Here is a 16380-nt window from a genome sequence, read left to right as displayed (position 1 = left end):
TGCCGGGAACAAGCGGCGAAGCCTCCCATGGAACGCTGCCAAACCATTCCGGCACCGGCTTGGACGCGGGCGATGAAATATACGCCGATCAGGTGGTCTCCGGCCATTCAGTCCAACCTGACCGGTCGCCAATTCGACGCCGGCGCCGCTGAACGTCTGCCGGAACGTCCGATCGTTTATCATTGTTTTCCCGGATTCGCAGAACGATCTTTCGAAAAAGTGAAGCGCTGGGGAGGCGTCGCCGTACTGGAGGCTGCCACGACGCATGCCGACCATGTCTACGAGGTGACCGAGGCCGAGCATAGAAAATATCGCATGGGCGGATCGCCTTTCTCCCGCCAATGGCTGCGCCGAGTCCGGCGAGAATACGAGCTTGCAGATTTTATTACGATTGCATCGGCTCTTCAGCGGGACAGCTTTATCAGCCGCGGCGTGCCTGCGGAAAAGTTGCTTTATGCGCCTCTGGGGATCGATACCGCCAGATTTACGGGACCCTCGCCCGAATTCCGGCGCAGAGCGAACGGTTCGAAGTTCCGCATCGTACAAGTGGGGCAGATCTCGCTTCGAAAAGGGTTCATTTACCTGCTCGAAGCCGTACGTCTTCTGAACGATCCCGAGATCGAAGTCGTGCTGGTCGGCGGCATCGGTTGGCGGGCCGTACGGGAAACGATCGAACAATTCAAACGGATGGGCGTATCGATTCGCCACGCGAGCGGCGATCCGCTGCCGGCGCTTCGGGAAGCCCATCTTTATGTACACGCATCCGTGGAGGACGGCTTCGGCCTTGCGCCGCTCGAAGCAATGTCTTCCGGATTGCCTGCCGTCGTGACGAACCAGACGGGCATGCAGGATCTGATCGAAGACGGCGAGGACGGTCTCGTCGTGCCGAGCAGAGATCCGCGGCGACTTGCCGACGCGATCGCGCTGCTCAAGAACGACGAGGCATTGCGGCTCGCCATGGGCGAGGCGGCGGCGCGCAAGGCGCGCAATCACGACGCAGGCGCTGCGGCCAGGCGCTACGCAAGCGCGCTGCGTCCGGCATGGGGTTGAACGGAATGTTGACGCGTTCGTTCAAAATCTCGCTTGCCGCGTATATGCATCGGCTGCTTCGTTTTATTCAATATTGGTCGGTACAGCGTAAAGGTCCCGATACGGATCTCACCGTCACGATCGAGAGCGGGAGCAGGATTCATCCGGACGTAAAGATCGGACGCCATACTTATATCGGACATAATGTCCATGCCGACGCCGGTACGATCGGGGCATTCTGCTCGATCTCCTGGAACGTGACCATAGGCGCGGATGAACATCCGCTTTCGGGCGTGTCCAGGCATCCTTTTTGGTATGCGCCCGATCATCGCGGCCTTCGCGCCACCGAGCGCAGATGGTCGCAAACCAAACCGGCCCCCGTCATCGGCAACGACGTATGGGTTGGCGCTGGAGCGACGATATTGCGCGGCGCAGTCATTGAAGACGGCGCGGTCGTGGCGGCCGGCGCGCTTGTGACCGGGCATGTGCCGGCTTATTCGGTCGTAGGCGGGGTGCCGGCCAAAGTTATCCGAACGTTATTTGACGATGAGACCGTCTCGGCGCTGCGCGAAATGCGCTGGTGGGAATGGGAGACCGACAGGCTGCAAGAGATGGCCCCCTATTTCGGTAATCCGACGGCTTTGCTTCTGCGCTGGAAGCAATCGTGCGGCGATGCGCCGGGAAAGTCGGAGGATAAGGCCATATGAACGGTCATTTTAAAGGCTTGATTGGATTAAAGAGCCGTTTCGCGCTGACTTTTCATGCTTTTCTACAGTACTGGACCGCTCGGGCGGTTCAAAATCAGCCGCTCGTCCACGAGACGGCTTTTATTTTGCCGCTTGCTAAGGTTAGCCCGACCGTTTCGATCGGCCGTTACAGTTACGTTCGCGGGGGAGCCTTGATCGACGCCGGCAGCATCGGCGCTTTTTGCTCGATTGGGCCGAACGTGCTGATCGGCGGCGACGATCATCCGCTGGATGCGGTGTCCACCCATCCTTTCTGGTATTGCGAGGACGGCTTGACCCTGCCTCGCGAAGCGGCCGCCGAGCCTGGTTGGACACAACCTAAGCCGGCACCCGTCATCGGGAACGACGTATGGATCGGCGCCGGCGCTCAGGTGCTTCGGGGAGCCGTCGTCGAAGACGGCGCCGTCATCGGCGCAGGCGCGATCGTCACGGGCCGGATACCGGCGTACGCCATCGTCGTCGGCGTGCCTGCCAAAATCGTACGGTATCGCTTCGGCGCAGAGGAGAGAGAACGGCTGCTGCGGAGCCGCTGGTGGGAAAAAGATGCGGATGAGATCGCGCGAATCCGGCATCTGTTCGCGGATCCGCAAGCGTTTCTGGACGGATTAACGACCGAAGATAAGCTCCGGGCAGCAGATAAGCGGCATACGGATCAAGCGAAGGCTGCCGAGAAGGGGGAAGCGATATGAACATTTTATCGACGGGCATGGGATGGATCGATCACAAGCCCGGCGGTTTAAACCGGTATTTCGCGGACTATTCGAGAGCGATGACGGAAGCGGGGCATGATCTGCGGGCCCTCGTCACCGCGGACGGAGACAGGCGCACGGCGCCCGCGTACGTCGAGGCCGTCCCCGGCAGCGGCGACGGAACGGGAACTTGGGATCGCATGCGAGCGTTCAGAAGGGCGATTGGCGAAGAGAACCGGAAGTCATGGGTTCCCGACATTTACAATCCTCATTTTGCGCTGTATGCATCTCTGGTCAGTAGAGGCTCGCTGCCTCGGGACATTCCGATAATCACCCATTTTCACGGTCCCTGGGCGGAGGAATCGATGGTCGAGGATAAGGGAGCATCGACGGCTCGATTGCTCCGCTATCGCATGAAAAAATCGGTAGAGAGCTTGGCGTACCGGCGTTCGGACAGGTTTATCGTGCTGAGCCGACATTTTGCCGAGATTCTGAAGCGAGATTACGACGTTCCCGAAGAACGCATCGTACGTATTCCGGGCGCGGTGGACGTCACGCGCTTTCGGCCGGCCGAAGACGTGCGTCAAGTTCGGGAGGAACTCGGAATCGGAGAGGGGCGGCGCGTACTTTTCTGCGTGCGCAGGCTAGTGAGAAGGATGGGGATCGACAGGCTCATTCAGGCGATGGCGGCGGTCTCGGCGGAGCACCCCGAAGCCGTTCTTATCATCGCGGGGGACGGTTCGATGCGGAGCGAGCTGGAAGCGTTGTCCGACAAGCTGGGGTTAGCGGGGAAGGTCATCTTTACCGGACGCTTATCCAACGAGAAGTTAGTGAAGTGGTATCAAGCCGCCGATTGCAGCGTCGTGCCGACCGTTACGCTGGAAGGCTTCGGATTGGTAACCGTGGAGTCCCTCGCTTGCGGCACGCCCGTGATGGGGACGCCGAACGGAGGCACGCGGGAGATCCTGGCGCCTTTCGAACCTTCGCTGCTCTTCGACGACGCGTCAGCGGAGGCGATGGCGAAGTCGATCAAACGCTGGTTGTCCGGCGACGCCCGCCTGCCGAGCCGCGAGCTTTGCAGAATGCACGTCCTGGAGCGCTATACGTGGTCCGAAGTTGCCGAACGCGTCACCGAAGTTTTTGAAGCGACTTTAGAATCGCGCAGGAGGAGGTCTGCTCGATGAAGGTCGGTTATTACAACCATACGGCCGACGTTAGCGGCGCGGAGATCAGTTTGCTGACGATGGCCGCCAATCTTTGGGAGAACGAGGCGGTGATGCTCTGCCCGGAAGGAGAGCTTGCGGACAGAGCGCGTGCCGCCGGACTTCAATGCGCTGTCGTGCCCGGCTACCGGGCGCGCCTGACGCGGAATCCGCTGAAGCTGCTTCGCCACGCGGTCGGCATGGCCGCGGAAGGCAGGCGTCTGGCCAAGCTCATTCGCGAGCACGAGCTGGATATCGTACATGCGAATTCGATTCGCGCGGGCCTCATCGTCTCCTTGTTCGCGCGGCCAAGGAAGCTTCCCGTGGTCTGGCACATTCGGGACCACATGCCGCAGGGCTTGGTCGGCAAGCTCGTGAGAGCCGTAGCCGCGCGCAGCGCGTCGTCGATCGTTTGCATCTCCGAAGCGGTCAGGCAAGGCACGGGCGAGCTGGCCGGCAAGACGGCCCGAAGGTCCGCTTCGGGCGCGCCGCGCGAGCTGGTCTCCGTCATTCACAACGGCGTCACCCTCGACCATGCCGACGACGCCGAACGCGAGGCGGATCGCGTCCGGATCCGGCGCGAGCTCGGCGCGTCGCCGAATACGGCCGTCGTGACGATCATCGGCCAGATCGCGCCGTGGAAGCGGCAGGAGGACGCGATCGAAGCGCTCCGGCTGCTGCTCGCGCGCGGGCTGGACGTGCAGCTGTGGATCGTCGGCGAGCCGAAGTTCCGCGAGGAAAACATGGCGTACGCCGAGCGGCTGAAGACGATGGCCGCCGCGGCGGACTTGGCGGGAAGCGTCGTATTCACGGGCTTCAGAAGCGATATCAAGGAGATCTGCCGGGCGGCGGATCTCCTTGTCTTATGTTCGGACAACGAGCCCTTCGGCCGCGTGCTGATCGAAGCCATGGGCGAAGGCATACCGGTCGTGGGCACGCGGGCGGGCGGCGTTCCCGAGATCGTGACCGAAGGCGTGAGCGGACTGCTCTATGAGGTCGGCGACGTCCGCGCGCTGGCCAACCGCATCGGGGAGCTGATCGCGCGGCCCGAGCGGAGGCTGATCATGGGACGGGCGGCCTACGACCGCGCGCGCCGCAAGTTCGGCATCGCCTCGACGGTCGCGAAGGTCGAGTCTCTCTATCGCGAGCTTCGGCCCGTCCGGGGCGCGGGACCGCGGGTGGCGATCGTGCACGACTACCTGAACCAGATGGGCGGCGCGGAGCGCGTCGTCTCCTCGCTGCGGCGCATGTATCCGGATGCGCCGATCTTCACGACGATCGCCGATCTATCCAAGCTGCCCGCGGATCTGCGATCGGCGGATATCCGGACGACGTGGATGCAGCGCATTCCGGGCATCAACAAGCGATTCAAGCTCTTCTTCTGGCTATATCCGCTCGCGGTGCGGTCGATGAACCTGAGCGGCTACGATCTGATCGTCAGCTCGAGCAGCGCGTACGCCAAAGGGGTGCGCGTGCACGAAGGCGCCGTGCACGTGTGCTACTGCCACACGCCGATGCGCTTCGCCTGGGACTTCGAGCATTACGTGAAGGACATGGAGCTGCCCGCACTGGTGAAGAAACTGTCGCGCCTCATGGTCGCCCCGCTCCGCCGCTGGGATGCGGCGAACACCGCCCGGGTGGACGAACTGATCGCCAACTCGAGCATCGTGCAGGAGCGGATTCGAGACCACTACGGCAGGCAGGCAACGATCGTCCATCCGCCGGTCGACACGGGGCGGTTCGACCATGCGGGCGCGGAGGAGCGCGCTGCCGGAGACTACTATCTCGTCGTGTCGAGGCTCGTCTCGTACAAGCGGATCGATCTGGCCGTAGAGGCCTGCTCCTTGCTCGGCGAGCGGCTGATCGTCGTCGGAGACGGCCCGGATCGCGAGCGGCTCGCGCGGCTGGCCGGTCCGAACGTCTCCTTCCCGGGACGACTGCCGGACGGCGAAGTCGGGCGCCTCATGCGCGGTTGCCGCGCGCTCCTTTTTCCGGGCGTCGAGGACTTCGGCATTACGCCGCTCGAGGTCAACGCATGCGGACGGCCCGTCATCGCTTACCGGGAGGGCGGCGCGCAGGATACGATCCGCCAAGGCCTGAACGGCCTGTTTTTTGAAAAGCAGACGCGAGAGTCGCTCGCGAGGACGCTGCTCGGATTCCAGTCATGGACGTGGGATTCGGCGCGCATCCGCGCGTATGCGGCAAGTTTCGGCGAGGAGCGGTTCGAGCGCGAGATCCGGGCTGCCGTATCCGCGGCGCTGTCCGCTAGAGAACAGCCGGCGGCAAGCCCGGCAGGACAAAGAAAGGAAGCGGTCGTATGAAGCTGGTTTTACTGTCGGGAGGATCGGGCAAGCGGCTGTGGCCGCTCTCCAACGAGACCCGGTCCAAGCAGTTTTTGAAGGTGCTCGAGCGCGAGGACGGCGCGATGGAATCGATGGTTCAGCGCGTCTGGCGCCAGCTCGGCGCTTCGGGGCTTGCGGGAGACGCCTATATCGCGACCGGCAGCAACCAGGCGGAGATGATCCGCTCGCAGCTCGGGGACGTGCCGATGGTGCTGGAGCCGAATCGCCGGGATACCTTCCCCGCGATCGCGCTGGCCGCCGTTTACCTGTACGCGATCGAAGGCGTCTCGCTGCAGGAGACGATCGCCGTGCTGCCGGTCGATCCGTTCGTCGAAGATCGTTTTTTCGACCGCGTCGCGGAACTGGACCGGGTGCTTCAAGCGTCCGGCGCGCCGCTCGTCTTGATGGGCGTGAAGCCGCTGCACCCTTCCGAGAAGTACGGCTATATCGTCCCGAAGCCCGCGGCCGCCGAGACTCCGTCCGCTTGGCAGCTCGTCGGCCGGTTCACGGAGAAGCCGTCCGAGGAAGAGGCGAAGCGGCTCATCGCGCAGGGCGCGCTGTGGAATTGCGGCGTATTTGCCTTCCGGCTCGGCATGCTGATCGATCTGCTGATCGAAAAGCAGCTGCCCATCAACTACGAAGAGCTGGTCCGCAACTACGAAAGGATGCCGAAGATCAGCTTCGATTACGAGGTCGTCGAGCAAGCCGACACGATCGCGGTCTCGGAGTATGACGGGTACTGGAAGGACCTCGGGACGTGGAACACGCTCACCGAAGAGATCAAGACGGGCGTCATCGGCAACGGAACGAAGTGCGAGGAGTCGACGGGCTCGCATATCGTCAACGAGCTCGGGCTGCCGATCGTGCTGCTCGGGCTGCCGAACGTGATCGTCTCCGCCAGTCCCGACGGCATATTGGTGGCGGACAAACAGAAGAGTCCCAAGGTGAAGGAAATGGTCGGGAGCCGGGACGACGAACCGATGTTCGAGGAACGTTTGTGGGGCTCTTACCGGGTGCTCGACTGCAACGTTTCCGGGGAAGACAACCGCACGAAGGTCGGCTTGATTCAAATGCACGCCGGCAAGCAGCTGCCGTATCATGCGCATCGGCATCGCAGCGAGACGTGGACGATCGCGTCAGGCGAAGGTGAACTGCTGCTGGACGGACTCTGGCGCAGCGTCCGCGCGGGCGATGTCGCGCATATCCCGGCGTCGGCGAAACACGGCATCCTTGCGCTGACGGACTTGTCCCTGATTGAGGTGCAGATCGGTGCGGACCTGTCCGCCGAGGATGTCAGGGAAATGGCCTGGGACGGAAAAGACCGGGCGTCTATCGGCGGGGGAGAGTGATATCCGATTGGCAAGAATAAATTCGTCAAGTGGGGCTTGCATTACAAGGACGGAACGTACTGCGCGGTTTACGGCAAGAAAAAAGCCCACGATATGTTGTATCGCCTGAGCTACTGCGTCAATGGATTGTCTGTCGTGCCGATGAGCACCCGCCGAAGGGCGGCGGCCTCCTTACGTGACAACGGCGGTGAAGGAAGGGAAGCATGAGCCGCTTCAAAGCCGCGCAGCTCGCGCAGGCGCTGCCGGCAGTCGCATGCCTCGCGCTGATCTTTTTTTTCTCTTCCCAGACCTACGACGAGCAAACGATCATCCCGCTGCTGCAACGACATATTTCTGAATTTCGGTTGTCGGAGCTGCTGCCCGACGTCACGTTCAGGTACGGCCATTCGCTGGTTTCGGCCAAGCAGGCGCCCTACCAATTCATCGAATTTTTGTTTCGCAAGAGCGCGCACGTCTTTTGGTACGCCTCCCTGTGCGCCAGCTTGTATCTCGCGCTGAAGTCGCTGCCTCGTCTCGCGCCGCGCGCGCTCTATCGGCTGGGCGCGGCGGCGGCGCTGCTGTCGGCGGCCGCGTGCGTCGACGAATGGAATCAGGCTCGCATCGCAGGCAGAACCGGCCAGCCGGTCGACGTGCTGCTGGACGTGGTCGGCGGGCTGCTGCTGACCGCGATCTTCCTGACGATCGTCGGCGCGATCCAAGCGGCCCGCCGACGGACCGGATCCTCGTCTCGCTGAAATCGCGCGAGGGTCGTGCAACGCAATGACGCAACAAGATGCGCAGCGCGCGGCGGCGGCCGCAATTCTCTCATGACGGAGGGCGTACCATGCAACTCGAATCATCTGAATCCGAGCAAAAGAACCGCGTATTGACGCTGTCGGACACCAAGCGGGAGCAGCGCCGGCAGATACGGCTGCGACTGGCCGGTCGAGCCTTGGCCCGCATTCATATCGTCCGGATCGGCGAAGTTCGTCCGGCGCTGCCGCCGGCCCCGGTCGAACTGGTCGACCTGAGCCCGGCGGGCTGTTCCTTCCGCACGGGACTCCGGTTTCCGGTACGCGACGACGCGGTTTACCGCATGGAGTGGCAGCTGGAAGGCATGACCATGAAAATCAAAGGCCAGCTCGTCTGGTGCCGCGAGGACGAATACGGATTCCGCTACGGCGTGAAGTTCGCGTCCGGCGCAGTGGAGACGATCTTGCTCGTTCGATTGCTGAATGCGTTGATTCTTAAGGCTTGCCCGCATCAAGGCCGTATTCATCGCATCTACCGCTCGCAACTGGACCACTTGTTGCGGCGGTAGTTTTCTTTTTACTTATTCAAGAAAGCGCTATCAAGAGCAAAAATTATTTTAATATTTTTGAATGAATCGTGCTTGACAAGCAAGAAAAGGGTAAGTAAGATCAAGTAATAAGATACGATGTGTATCAAAATGTTACAGATCGTGTAATGGAAGGCGATCCTGAGTCTAGAACGGGAGGCTGCTCGCGATGATCCAAGGTCAATTCTACTGCGTGGCATGCAACGAGCTGATAGGATTGCAAGAAGCGAGATTGCTTTTTAAATCGGGCTATTACACGGTTATCTATCCGCTTGGCTGCTGCAGGAGCTGCTGCGCCAAGCACGGCCTGAGCGACGCGGGAAATTCCGCGGAACTGCTCCGGTTGCAGAAAAGCGACGACTGGCGCTCGCCGTCGTCCGGAATGATCGCGATTTAGTTTCTTTGACGGAGGAAGCGTCGTCCTCCGATCTTCCGCTTGACCCCATCCAGGCGCGGACCGATAATGAAATCAAAAGTCGGACGGGCGGGGATCGGGACGATGGCAAACTTGGTGTTCATAGTAGGCGGCGCAGGGGCGGGCAAGACGACGCTGGCCAAGCGAGTAGCGGCTGCGCGTCATGCGGCCTTATTCGACATGGACACGCTGCTCCGTCCGGCGGCCGAAGCGCTCATGACCCAGGCGGGGCTCGATCCGGCGGACAGAGATTCGGAGGCTTACAAGTCGCTGTGCCGTGACCTCGGCTATCGGATTACGATGGACGCCGCGCTGGAAAATGTGGCGCTGGGCACGGATGCTATCGTGATCGGTCCGTTTTCCCGGGAATTGAACGATCCGGGCTGGCTGCGATCCGAGCTTGACCGGGCAGGCCTGAATCCGGCTGCCGTTCGGGTCAAGGTCGTATCGGTCTTTCTCTCGGACGAGTCGCGCTACAAGGAGCGCATCGCGGGCAGGGGCGGCACGCTGGACAAGTGGAAGCTCGCGCATTGGGAGCGGTTCAGCCTGAGCCTCGGCCGCAAGGCGGTCGCCTGGCCGTTGCCGTCGAATGCCGTCTTGTATGTCGACAATTCGACGGCATCTCCCGAATTCGCCGCCGGCAGAATCGAACGGTTTATCTACGGCGAGACCTTTGCGGACGGCGCGGACTGACCAGATGCCGGCTCGTTCGTCGGCGTTCGCGGTCCTTCGCGCCCAAAGCCTCCAATCGACAATCGACTGGCTGTGCGAATGGCCGTCTCCCTATCGCCTTCCCCCGATCGCTTTCTCCTTCCTTAAGTCCTCTTCTTCCTCATCCCGAGCTCCCGTAGCGCGCACTCTATTTCTTTTTTGGTCGCGCCTGTCGACATTTGCTATAATGGTGAAGATTTACAAATCTACGTACGGAGGAGAAATCATGTCCCAAGCGCCAGTCGTCAGCTTGCAGAACGTATCGAAGCGCATTGGCGGCCGAACGATCATCGATCGTCTCACGCTCGAAGTGAATCCCGGCGAAGTGTTCGGATTCCTCGGCCCCAACGGTTCAGGCAAGACGACGACCATCCGCATGATGGTCGGCTTGATCACGATGTCGGGCGGCGATATCACGATCGCCGGCCACAGCGTCAAGACATCCTTTCCCCAAGCGATCGCCCGCGTCGGCGCGATCGTCGAGAACCCGGAGATGTACAAGTACCTGACGGGCTATCAGAATCTGATTCACTTCGGACGCATGAACCCGGGCATCACCAAGGCGCGCATCGACGAGGTGGTCGCGCTGGTCGGCCTGCAGGACCGCATTCACGACAAAGTCAAAAAGTATTCGCTCGGCATGCGCCAGCGGCTCGGCGTCGCGCAGGCGATCCTGCACCGTCCGGCGCTGCTGATCCTGGACGAGCCGACCAACGGCCTCGACCCGGCGGGCATCCGCGAGCTGCGCGATTATCTGCGCAAGCTGTCCAGGGAAGAAGGCACCGCCGTTTTCGTATCGAGCCATTTGCTCTCGGAGATGGAGCTCATGTGCGACCGCGTCGCCATCATCCAGAAGGGCGAGCTCATCGACATCCGGTCGCTGCGCGCCGAGTCCGCGGGCGCCTCCATCGGGCTGGAAGAAGTTGTGTTCGAGGTCGATCGCCCGAGCGAAGCCGTGACCGTGCTGGAAGGCCGCGGCTCCGCGCGCTTCGTCGAGGGCGGCTTCAGCGTGACGGCCGACCGCGAGACGATCGCCGACATGAACGCCCGGCTGGTCGAAGCGGGGATCCGGGTCTACGGCATCCGCGTCAAGATCAAGTCGCTCGAGGACCAATTCCTCGAGGTAACCGGGGGTGAGACCATTGGCTAGCTTCTGGAATCTCGTGCAAAACGAGAATATGAAAATATACCGCCGGATCAGCACGTGGATCATGCTGGGCATTACGGTCGTCATTCCGCTGCTGCTCACGGTCGCGTTCGCGCTGTTGGCCGAGGAAGAAAATGCGAACAACTGGGAAGTAATGATGCTGGAGTCCCAGATCGTATTCCTCCTAATCACGATCTTCGCGGTCGTCAAGTCTTCGGAGACCGTCGCGGGAGAGTTCTCCCGGGGCACGATCAAGCTGCTGCTGATCCGCCCGTGGAGCCGCTCGTCGATTCTGCTGTCCAAGTTTATCTCGATTATTTTGTTCGCGCTGCTGTTCACCGTCGTCAGCTTTGCCGTGACCTGGCTGGCCAACGTGATCGCGTTCGGCAATACGGCGAATCCGGCCAACCTCATCTCCGAGCAGTCGCCGCTCGCAGGCAGCTCGCCCTGGGCTTACGCGCTTCGGTACTATCTGGATGAATTTATCACGCTTATCGTAGTCGTCACTTTCGGCTTCATGCTGTCCTCGGCGTTCCGCAGCAGCGGCCTCGCGATCGGACTGTCGCTGTTCCTCCTGTTCTCCGGCAGCATGATCTCGGGTCTGCTGTCGCTGACGGACAAAGAATGGGTCAAATACGTGCTATTCCCGCATTTGGGGCTGTCTACTTACGTGAACGGCGGCACGCCCGTACCCGATCATCCGACGACCTACGCGTTCTCGCTTGGCGTGTTGGCGGTGTACTTCGTCATCTTCAACGTCATCTCTTGGACGGTGTTCACCAAGCGAGACGTATCGGCTTAACGATTCGAAAGGTCTTTGGGCGCGGCTTCCGCCATCACGGCGGAGGCCGCGTCTTCTTTGTATTTGCGAGCGCTATTTTACCTCCCGTTAACGCGCAGGACATGTCTGCGTTAATACTTCCCTACTACGATGAAGTGTAACGTTACATAGGGAGGGCTATATTCCATGTTGAAGCATTGGCGAAAACGTACGGCGATGGTCGCGGCGGCGGCGATCCTGGCGGGCACGATCGGATCGGCGGGAGGGGCCCCGGCGGCATCGGCCGCGACGGCGGTCGCAGGAACGCCATACAACGATGCGGGGCAATATGATGTCACGGTGCCGCATGTCGTGATTAATCAGGTATATGGCGCGGGTTTGGTCTCCGCTTCCGATGCCTGGGTTTCGCACGGCTTTATCGAATTGTACAATCCGACTTCGGCAACGGTCGATTTGACCGGTTGGTCGCTGCAATATGCGGACAGAGGCACCACTGCTCCGACCGGATCGACAAAAGAATGGGAAAAACTCAATCTTGCCGGAGCGATTCCGGCCGGCGGCTACTTCGTAATCGCAGGGAAGGCCACCGGCGCGGCGACGCCCGTAGTCGACCTGACGGGCAGAGTCGATCTGACCTGGGACAGATATATCAACAACAAAGGACTTAAAGTGGCGCTGCTCAGTAACCAGACATTACTGACCGACGTTAATCCGTTCGACATCGACGCTGCGCATCATAAGGCTCCCGGCTATGTCGACATGGTGGGCACGGGGAGCAACGATGATCAGAGCACGATCGACGGATACGAGACCGCTTATCCGACTGGTTCGGCGCAAGGCACATCCAAGAAAAAGGCAATCAGACGTAAAGTTAAGGATAACGTCGATGGCCAAGATTTTGACAACAACCAATCCGACTTTAAGCAAATCGACTATTCCTCGAGCTCGCTGAATCTGGCGGCTGACGGTCCGCACCTGAAGCCGATCGTCCAACCGCTCGAGCTGCGCACAAGCGCGCTTTCCGCAGCCTACGTTGGATCGCCTTATTCCGCGACGATTGCGGTATACGGCGGTACCGCGCCTTTTACATTCGCAGCCGAGGGACTTCCCGAAGGCCTTAAGCTGGACGCGGTCAAGGGCAAGATCACCGGCATTCCGCAAGCGGCCGGAGAATCGACGGTGAAGCTGTCGGTGAAGGACGCGGTTTATCCGACGTCCAAGGAAGTTTCCGCCAGCGTGACGCTGCGCGTGAACGAATCGACGACCGGCACGATTTTTAAAAATGGCATCGAAGTGACGAAGCTGGGCGGCTTCATCGCGGACAAGCCCAACGACGACGGCGGCGTCGCCGAGATCGTCAAGTACAACAAAGACAACGGCAAGTTTTATCTGGTAGACGGCGCGGGCGACCCGCCTTCGCTGAAGATCGTCGAGCTGGGCAACGGTACGAATCCGAAGCAGACCGGCGAAGTCGAAGTGAAGGATCTGGCCGAGACGAACGGCTTCGTCTACGGCGATCTGACCAGCGTCGACATCAATTCGGCCGCCAAGCGGATCGCGGTCTCCGTGCAGGAAGAAGACGGCATGAAGCCCGGCAAGATTCTGACGCTCGATTATGACGGCAAGCTGCTCGCTACTTACGAAACCGGCGTTCAGCCGGACATGATCAAGTCGACGAAGGACGGCAGGTATATCCTGACGGCTGACGAAGGCGAGCCGCGCACGGCGGGCAATGATCCCGAAGGCAGCATCACGATCGTGGATACGCAGACGGGCACCGTAAAACACGTCAAGTTCGACGATCCTTCCGTCATCGCGGACGACGTGCACATCCGCGGCGCGGCGGATCCCGCGACGAAGCAAATTACCGGTAGCGGCACGAAGGCGGATGCGGTTCGCGACCTCGAGCCGGAATACATCGCGCTCTCGTCCGACGAAGGCACGGCTTACGTGACTTTGCAGGAAAACAATGCGGTAGCCGCAATTGACATCGTGAAGGGCAAAGTGACGTGGGTCAAAGGTTTGGGTCTTAAGAATCTGAACGATCCGGCCAACCAACTGGACCTGGTCAAGGACGGCGTTATTCAACTGGAAAACGTGCCGTTCTACGGCGTCTACATGCCGGATGGCGTCGCCTCCTTCCAAGCCGGCGGCAAGACGTACCTGGTGACCGGCAATGAAGGCGACGCGACGGAGTGGGAAGACCGCCTTACCGCGAGCACGGTCAAGGCGATGAAGGGAAGCCTGGATCCGGACTCCGCGGCAGCGAAGTTCCTGAAGGGCACGACAAGGTACGATAGCGTGGAAGTCATGAGCGACATGGGCAATGGCGGTATCTATCTGTACGGCGGCCGTTCATTCTCCATCTGGGATGCGTCTACGATGAAGCAGGTATCGGATACGGGCAGCGATTTCGAGCGCATCACGGCGCAGCGCTATCCGAACAATTTCAATGCCAGCAACAGCAGCAGCAAGACGGGCATCGACGAGCGCAGCGGCAAAAAGGGACCGGAGCCCGAGGACGTGAAAACGGGAACGGTCGGCACGAAGACGCTGGCCTTCGCAGGCCTTGAGCGCATCGGCGGCGTCATGACGTACGACGTGACGGATCCGGCGAAGCCGCAGTTCCTGAACTACACGAATACGCGGAATTTCTCGGCTGGCGCCAATGACAATACGGACAGCGCGCCGGAAGGCCTGGAGTTTATCCCGGCAGCGGACAGCCCGACCGGCTATCCGCTGCTGCTGGTCGCCAATGAGGTCGGCGGCACGGTGTCGATACTGCAGCTTAACGTATCCAAGATCGCGCTCGACCGTTCGAACCTGTCACTGACCGCAGGCGGCTCCGTTGGCAGCCTGACAGCGACGGCGACCGCTGCCGATGGCTCGGCGACTACAGTAGCATGGACCAGCTCTAATCCGGCAGTCGCCACGGTGGACAGCCAAGGCCGCGTGACGCCGGTCTCGACAGGCACGGCGGTGATCGCGGCGGTCACGGCGGATGGATACGCGAAGGCGGAAGCCGTCGTTACGGTAACTTCGGCCGGCGGGCCATACGTTCCGACGACGCCTTCGCCTTCGCCGAGCCCGACGCCTACGCCAACGCCGTCCGGTCAGACCGAGACGTACGGCGACGTGACGGTTAATCTGAACGGTAATGCCGCGGTCATCAAGCTGTCCGGCGAGTCGGCCGGAGATGGCTCGCAAACGCTGGTCGAGCTGCCGGCGGAAGCCGTCGCCAAGCTGACGAGCGGCGCGATCAAGACGCTGACCGTCGAGACGGGCGCCGCGACGCTGTCGTTCGACGCGGACGCCATCGCGGCGATCGGTTCGGCTGCGGGCAAAGGCGCGCTGAAGCTGGAGGTTCGCAAGCTGACAGGAGCAGACGCGGCATCCTCACTGCCAGAGAGCGCGCGCGGCGGCTTGCAAGCCGCGGTGGGCGACCGTCCGGTCATCGAGCTGAAGCTGTCGGCGGACGGCAAGTCGCTGCATCAATTCGGCAGTGGCAAGGTCAAGATCGAACTGCCGTACGTGAAGCCTGCGAACGAAGACGTCTCCGGCATCGTCGTCCGCTATATCGCCGACGACGGCCGGATCGAGACGCTGCCTGGCGGCGTATACGATGCGGCATCGGGCACGCTGCGCTTCTCCGTCTCGCACTTCTCCATGTACGGCGTCGGCTACGAGAACCGTTCGTTCGCCGATACTGCTGGCAGCTTCGCGGTTAACGATATCGCTTATCTGGCGGCCCGCGGCATTCTGGACGGCGTCGGCCAGAACGTCTTCGCGCCGAAGCGCAGCGTGACGCGCGCCGATCTGACGGTCATGCTCGCCCGGATCGCAGGCGCGGATCTGGCTGCCTACCAAGGCAAGGCTTCCGGCTTCAACGATGTGAAGAGCGGCGACTACTTCGCCGGTGCCGTCGCTTGGGCGGTAGATAGCGGCATCGTGTCCGGCACGAGCGCAGGCCGCTTCGACCCGCGCGCCGCGCTGCCGCGGGCGGACCTTGCGGTCATGCTCGTGAAGTTCGCTGCAGCCCAAGGCATCGCGCTGCCGTCCGCGCAAGCGTCCGCAACATTCACGGACGCCGCCGCGATCCCGGCCTATGCGTCGCAAGCCGTTGAGGTCGTGCAGCGTGCCGGCATCGTCTCCGGCCGTCCGGCCGCAGGCGGCGCGGGACTCGCCTTCGCGCCGAAGTCCACGGCTACGCGCGAAGAGCTGGCGAAAATGCTGGCCGCCTTCGTGAAGCTGTCGGTTTAATTAAAGCAGCACCCGGTTCCACGGCCATCGCCTGCTCTTCGAAAGGCGATGGCCCGCGGAGCCGGTCAACAGCCGCATCGACTGCTCCACGAAAGGCGATGGCCCCGCGGAGCCGGTCAACAACCGCATCGCCTGCTCTTCGAAAGGCGATAGCCCCGCGGAGCCGGTCAACAGCCGCATCGCCTGCTCCACGAAAGGCGATGGCCCCGCGGAGCCGGTCGACCGCCGTATCGCCTGCTCCACGAAAGGCGATGTCCCGCGGCCCCGGCTGGACCGCACCCAAAGCTTCTCCCCCAGCGGAGCCTTGCTCGCGTCATCACTCTCGACGCGAGCGAGGCTCTTTTTCGCCGCCGCCATCGTTGGCGCCCCTCTGCCTAAACCGTGCCTCCCG

General features: G+C 61.7%; 14 protein-coding genes. 13 read left to right on the top strand and 1 reads right to left on the bottom strand.

Annotation, left to right across the window (positions count from 1 at the left end; translation table 11 throughout):
• Positions 1–27: 27 nt before the first annotated feature.
• The 13 genes from BM235_RS06730 (at position 28) to BM235_RS06670 (ending at position 15989) form a co-directional block, all read left to right on the top strand.
• Positions 28–1050 carry a glycosyltransferase family 4 protein gene (locus BM235_RS06730; RefSeq protein ID WP_158543887.1) on the top strand — a complete coding sequence of 341 codons (1023 nt, stop codon included), beginning with the start codon at positions 28–30 and terminating at the stop codon, positions 1048–1050.
• 5 nt (positions 1051–1055) lie between these two features.
• Positions 1056–1736: a CatB-related O-acetyltransferase gene (locus BM235_RS32835; protein ID WP_304441392.1), complete on the top strand. Its 681-nt coding sequence runs from the start codon at positions 1056–1058 to the stop codon at positions 1734–1736.
• On the top strand, positions 1733–2464 hold the full coding sequence (locus BM235_RS06720; RefSeq protein WP_090110807.1) for a CatB-related O-acetyltransferase: 732 nt from the start codon (positions 1733–1735) through the stop codon (positions 2462–2464). The genes BM235_RS32835 and BM235_RS06720 overlap by 4 nt, the downstream gene beginning before the upstream one ends.
• On the top strand, positions 2461–3648 hold the full coding sequence (locus tag BM235_RS06715; protein ID WP_090110805.1) for a glycosyltransferase family 4 protein: 1188 nt from the start codon (positions 2461–2463) through the stop codon (positions 3646–3648). Before BM235_RS06720 ends, BM235_RS06715 begins: the two co-directional genes overlap by 4 nt.
• On the top strand, positions 3645–5987 hold the full coding sequence (locus BM235_RS06710) for a glycosyltransferase family 4 protein (protein WP_090110803.1): 2343 nt from the start codon (positions 3645–3647) through the stop codon (positions 5985–5987). Before BM235_RS06715 ends, BM235_RS06710 begins: the two co-directional genes overlap by 4 nt.
• Entirely contained in the window at positions 5984–7357 is a 1374-nt protein-coding gene (locus tag BM235_RS06705; protein WP_090110802.1) for a sugar phosphate nucleotidyltransferase, read from the top strand. Before BM235_RS06710 ends, BM235_RS06705 begins: the two co-directional genes overlap by 4 nt.
• Before the next feature lie 203 nt (positions 7358–7560).
• Complete coding sequence (locus BM235_RS06700) at positions 7561–8091, top strand: VanZ family protein (protein ID WP_090110801.1); 531 nt, start codon at positions 7561–7563, stop codon at positions 8089–8091.
• Between the two features lie 89 nt (positions 8092–8180).
• Positions 8181–8657, top strand: coding sequence for a PilZ domain-containing protein (locus BM235_RS06695; RefSeq protein WP_158543888.1), 477 nt, complete (start codon positions 8181–8183; stop codon positions 8655–8657).
• Between the two features lie 187 nt (positions 8658–8844).
• Positions 8845–9072, top strand: coding sequence for a hypothetical protein (locus tag BM235_RS06690; protein WP_090110797.1), 228 nt, complete (start codon positions 8845–8847; stop codon positions 9070–9072).
• Positions 9073–9174: 102 nt separating this feature from the next.
• Entirely contained in the window at positions 9175–9783 is a 609-nt protein-coding gene (locus BM235_RS06685; RefSeq protein WP_090111105.1) for a P-loop nucleotide/nucleoside kinase family protein, read from the top strand.
• A 244-nt stretch (positions 9784–10027) separates the two neighbouring features.
• On the top strand, positions 10028–10951 hold the full coding sequence (locus BM235_RS06680; RefSeq protein WP_090110795.1) for an ABC transporter ATP-binding protein: 924 nt from the start codon (positions 10028–10030) through the stop codon (positions 10949–10951).
• Positions 10935–11750 carry an ABC transporter permease gene (locus BM235_RS06675; RefSeq protein ID WP_255374101.1) on the top strand — a complete coding sequence of 272 codons (816 nt, stop codon included), beginning with the start codon at positions 10935–10937 and terminating at the stop codon, positions 11748–11750. The genes BM235_RS06680 and BM235_RS06675 overlap by 17 nt, the downstream gene beginning before the upstream one ends.
• Before the next feature lie 165 nt (positions 11751–11915).
• The gene (locus BM235_RS06670; RefSeq protein ID WP_090110793.1) at positions 11916–15989 is read left to right on the top strand and encodes a choice-of-anchor I family protein; all 4074 of its coding nucleotides are present in this window, start codon (positions 11916–11918) and stop codon (positions 15987–15989) included.
• Here BM235_RS06670 and BM235_RS06665 read toward each other — a convergent pair whose 3' ends face one another.
• Positions 15990–16346: a hypothetical protein gene (locus BM235_RS06665; protein ID WP_090110791.1), complete on the bottom strand. Its 357-nt coding sequence runs from the start codon at positions 16344–16346 to the stop codon at positions 15990–15992.
• Positions 16347–16380 lie beyond the last annotated feature (34 nt).

Origin of the sequence: Cohnella sp. OV330, from assembly GCF_900112065.1 — a bacterium.
In the GTDB taxonomy this organism is placed as follows: Bacteria; Bacillota; Bacilli; order Paenibacillales; family Paenibacillaceae; genus Cohnella.
This window is presented reverse-complemented; position numbering and strand designations above follow the sequence as displayed.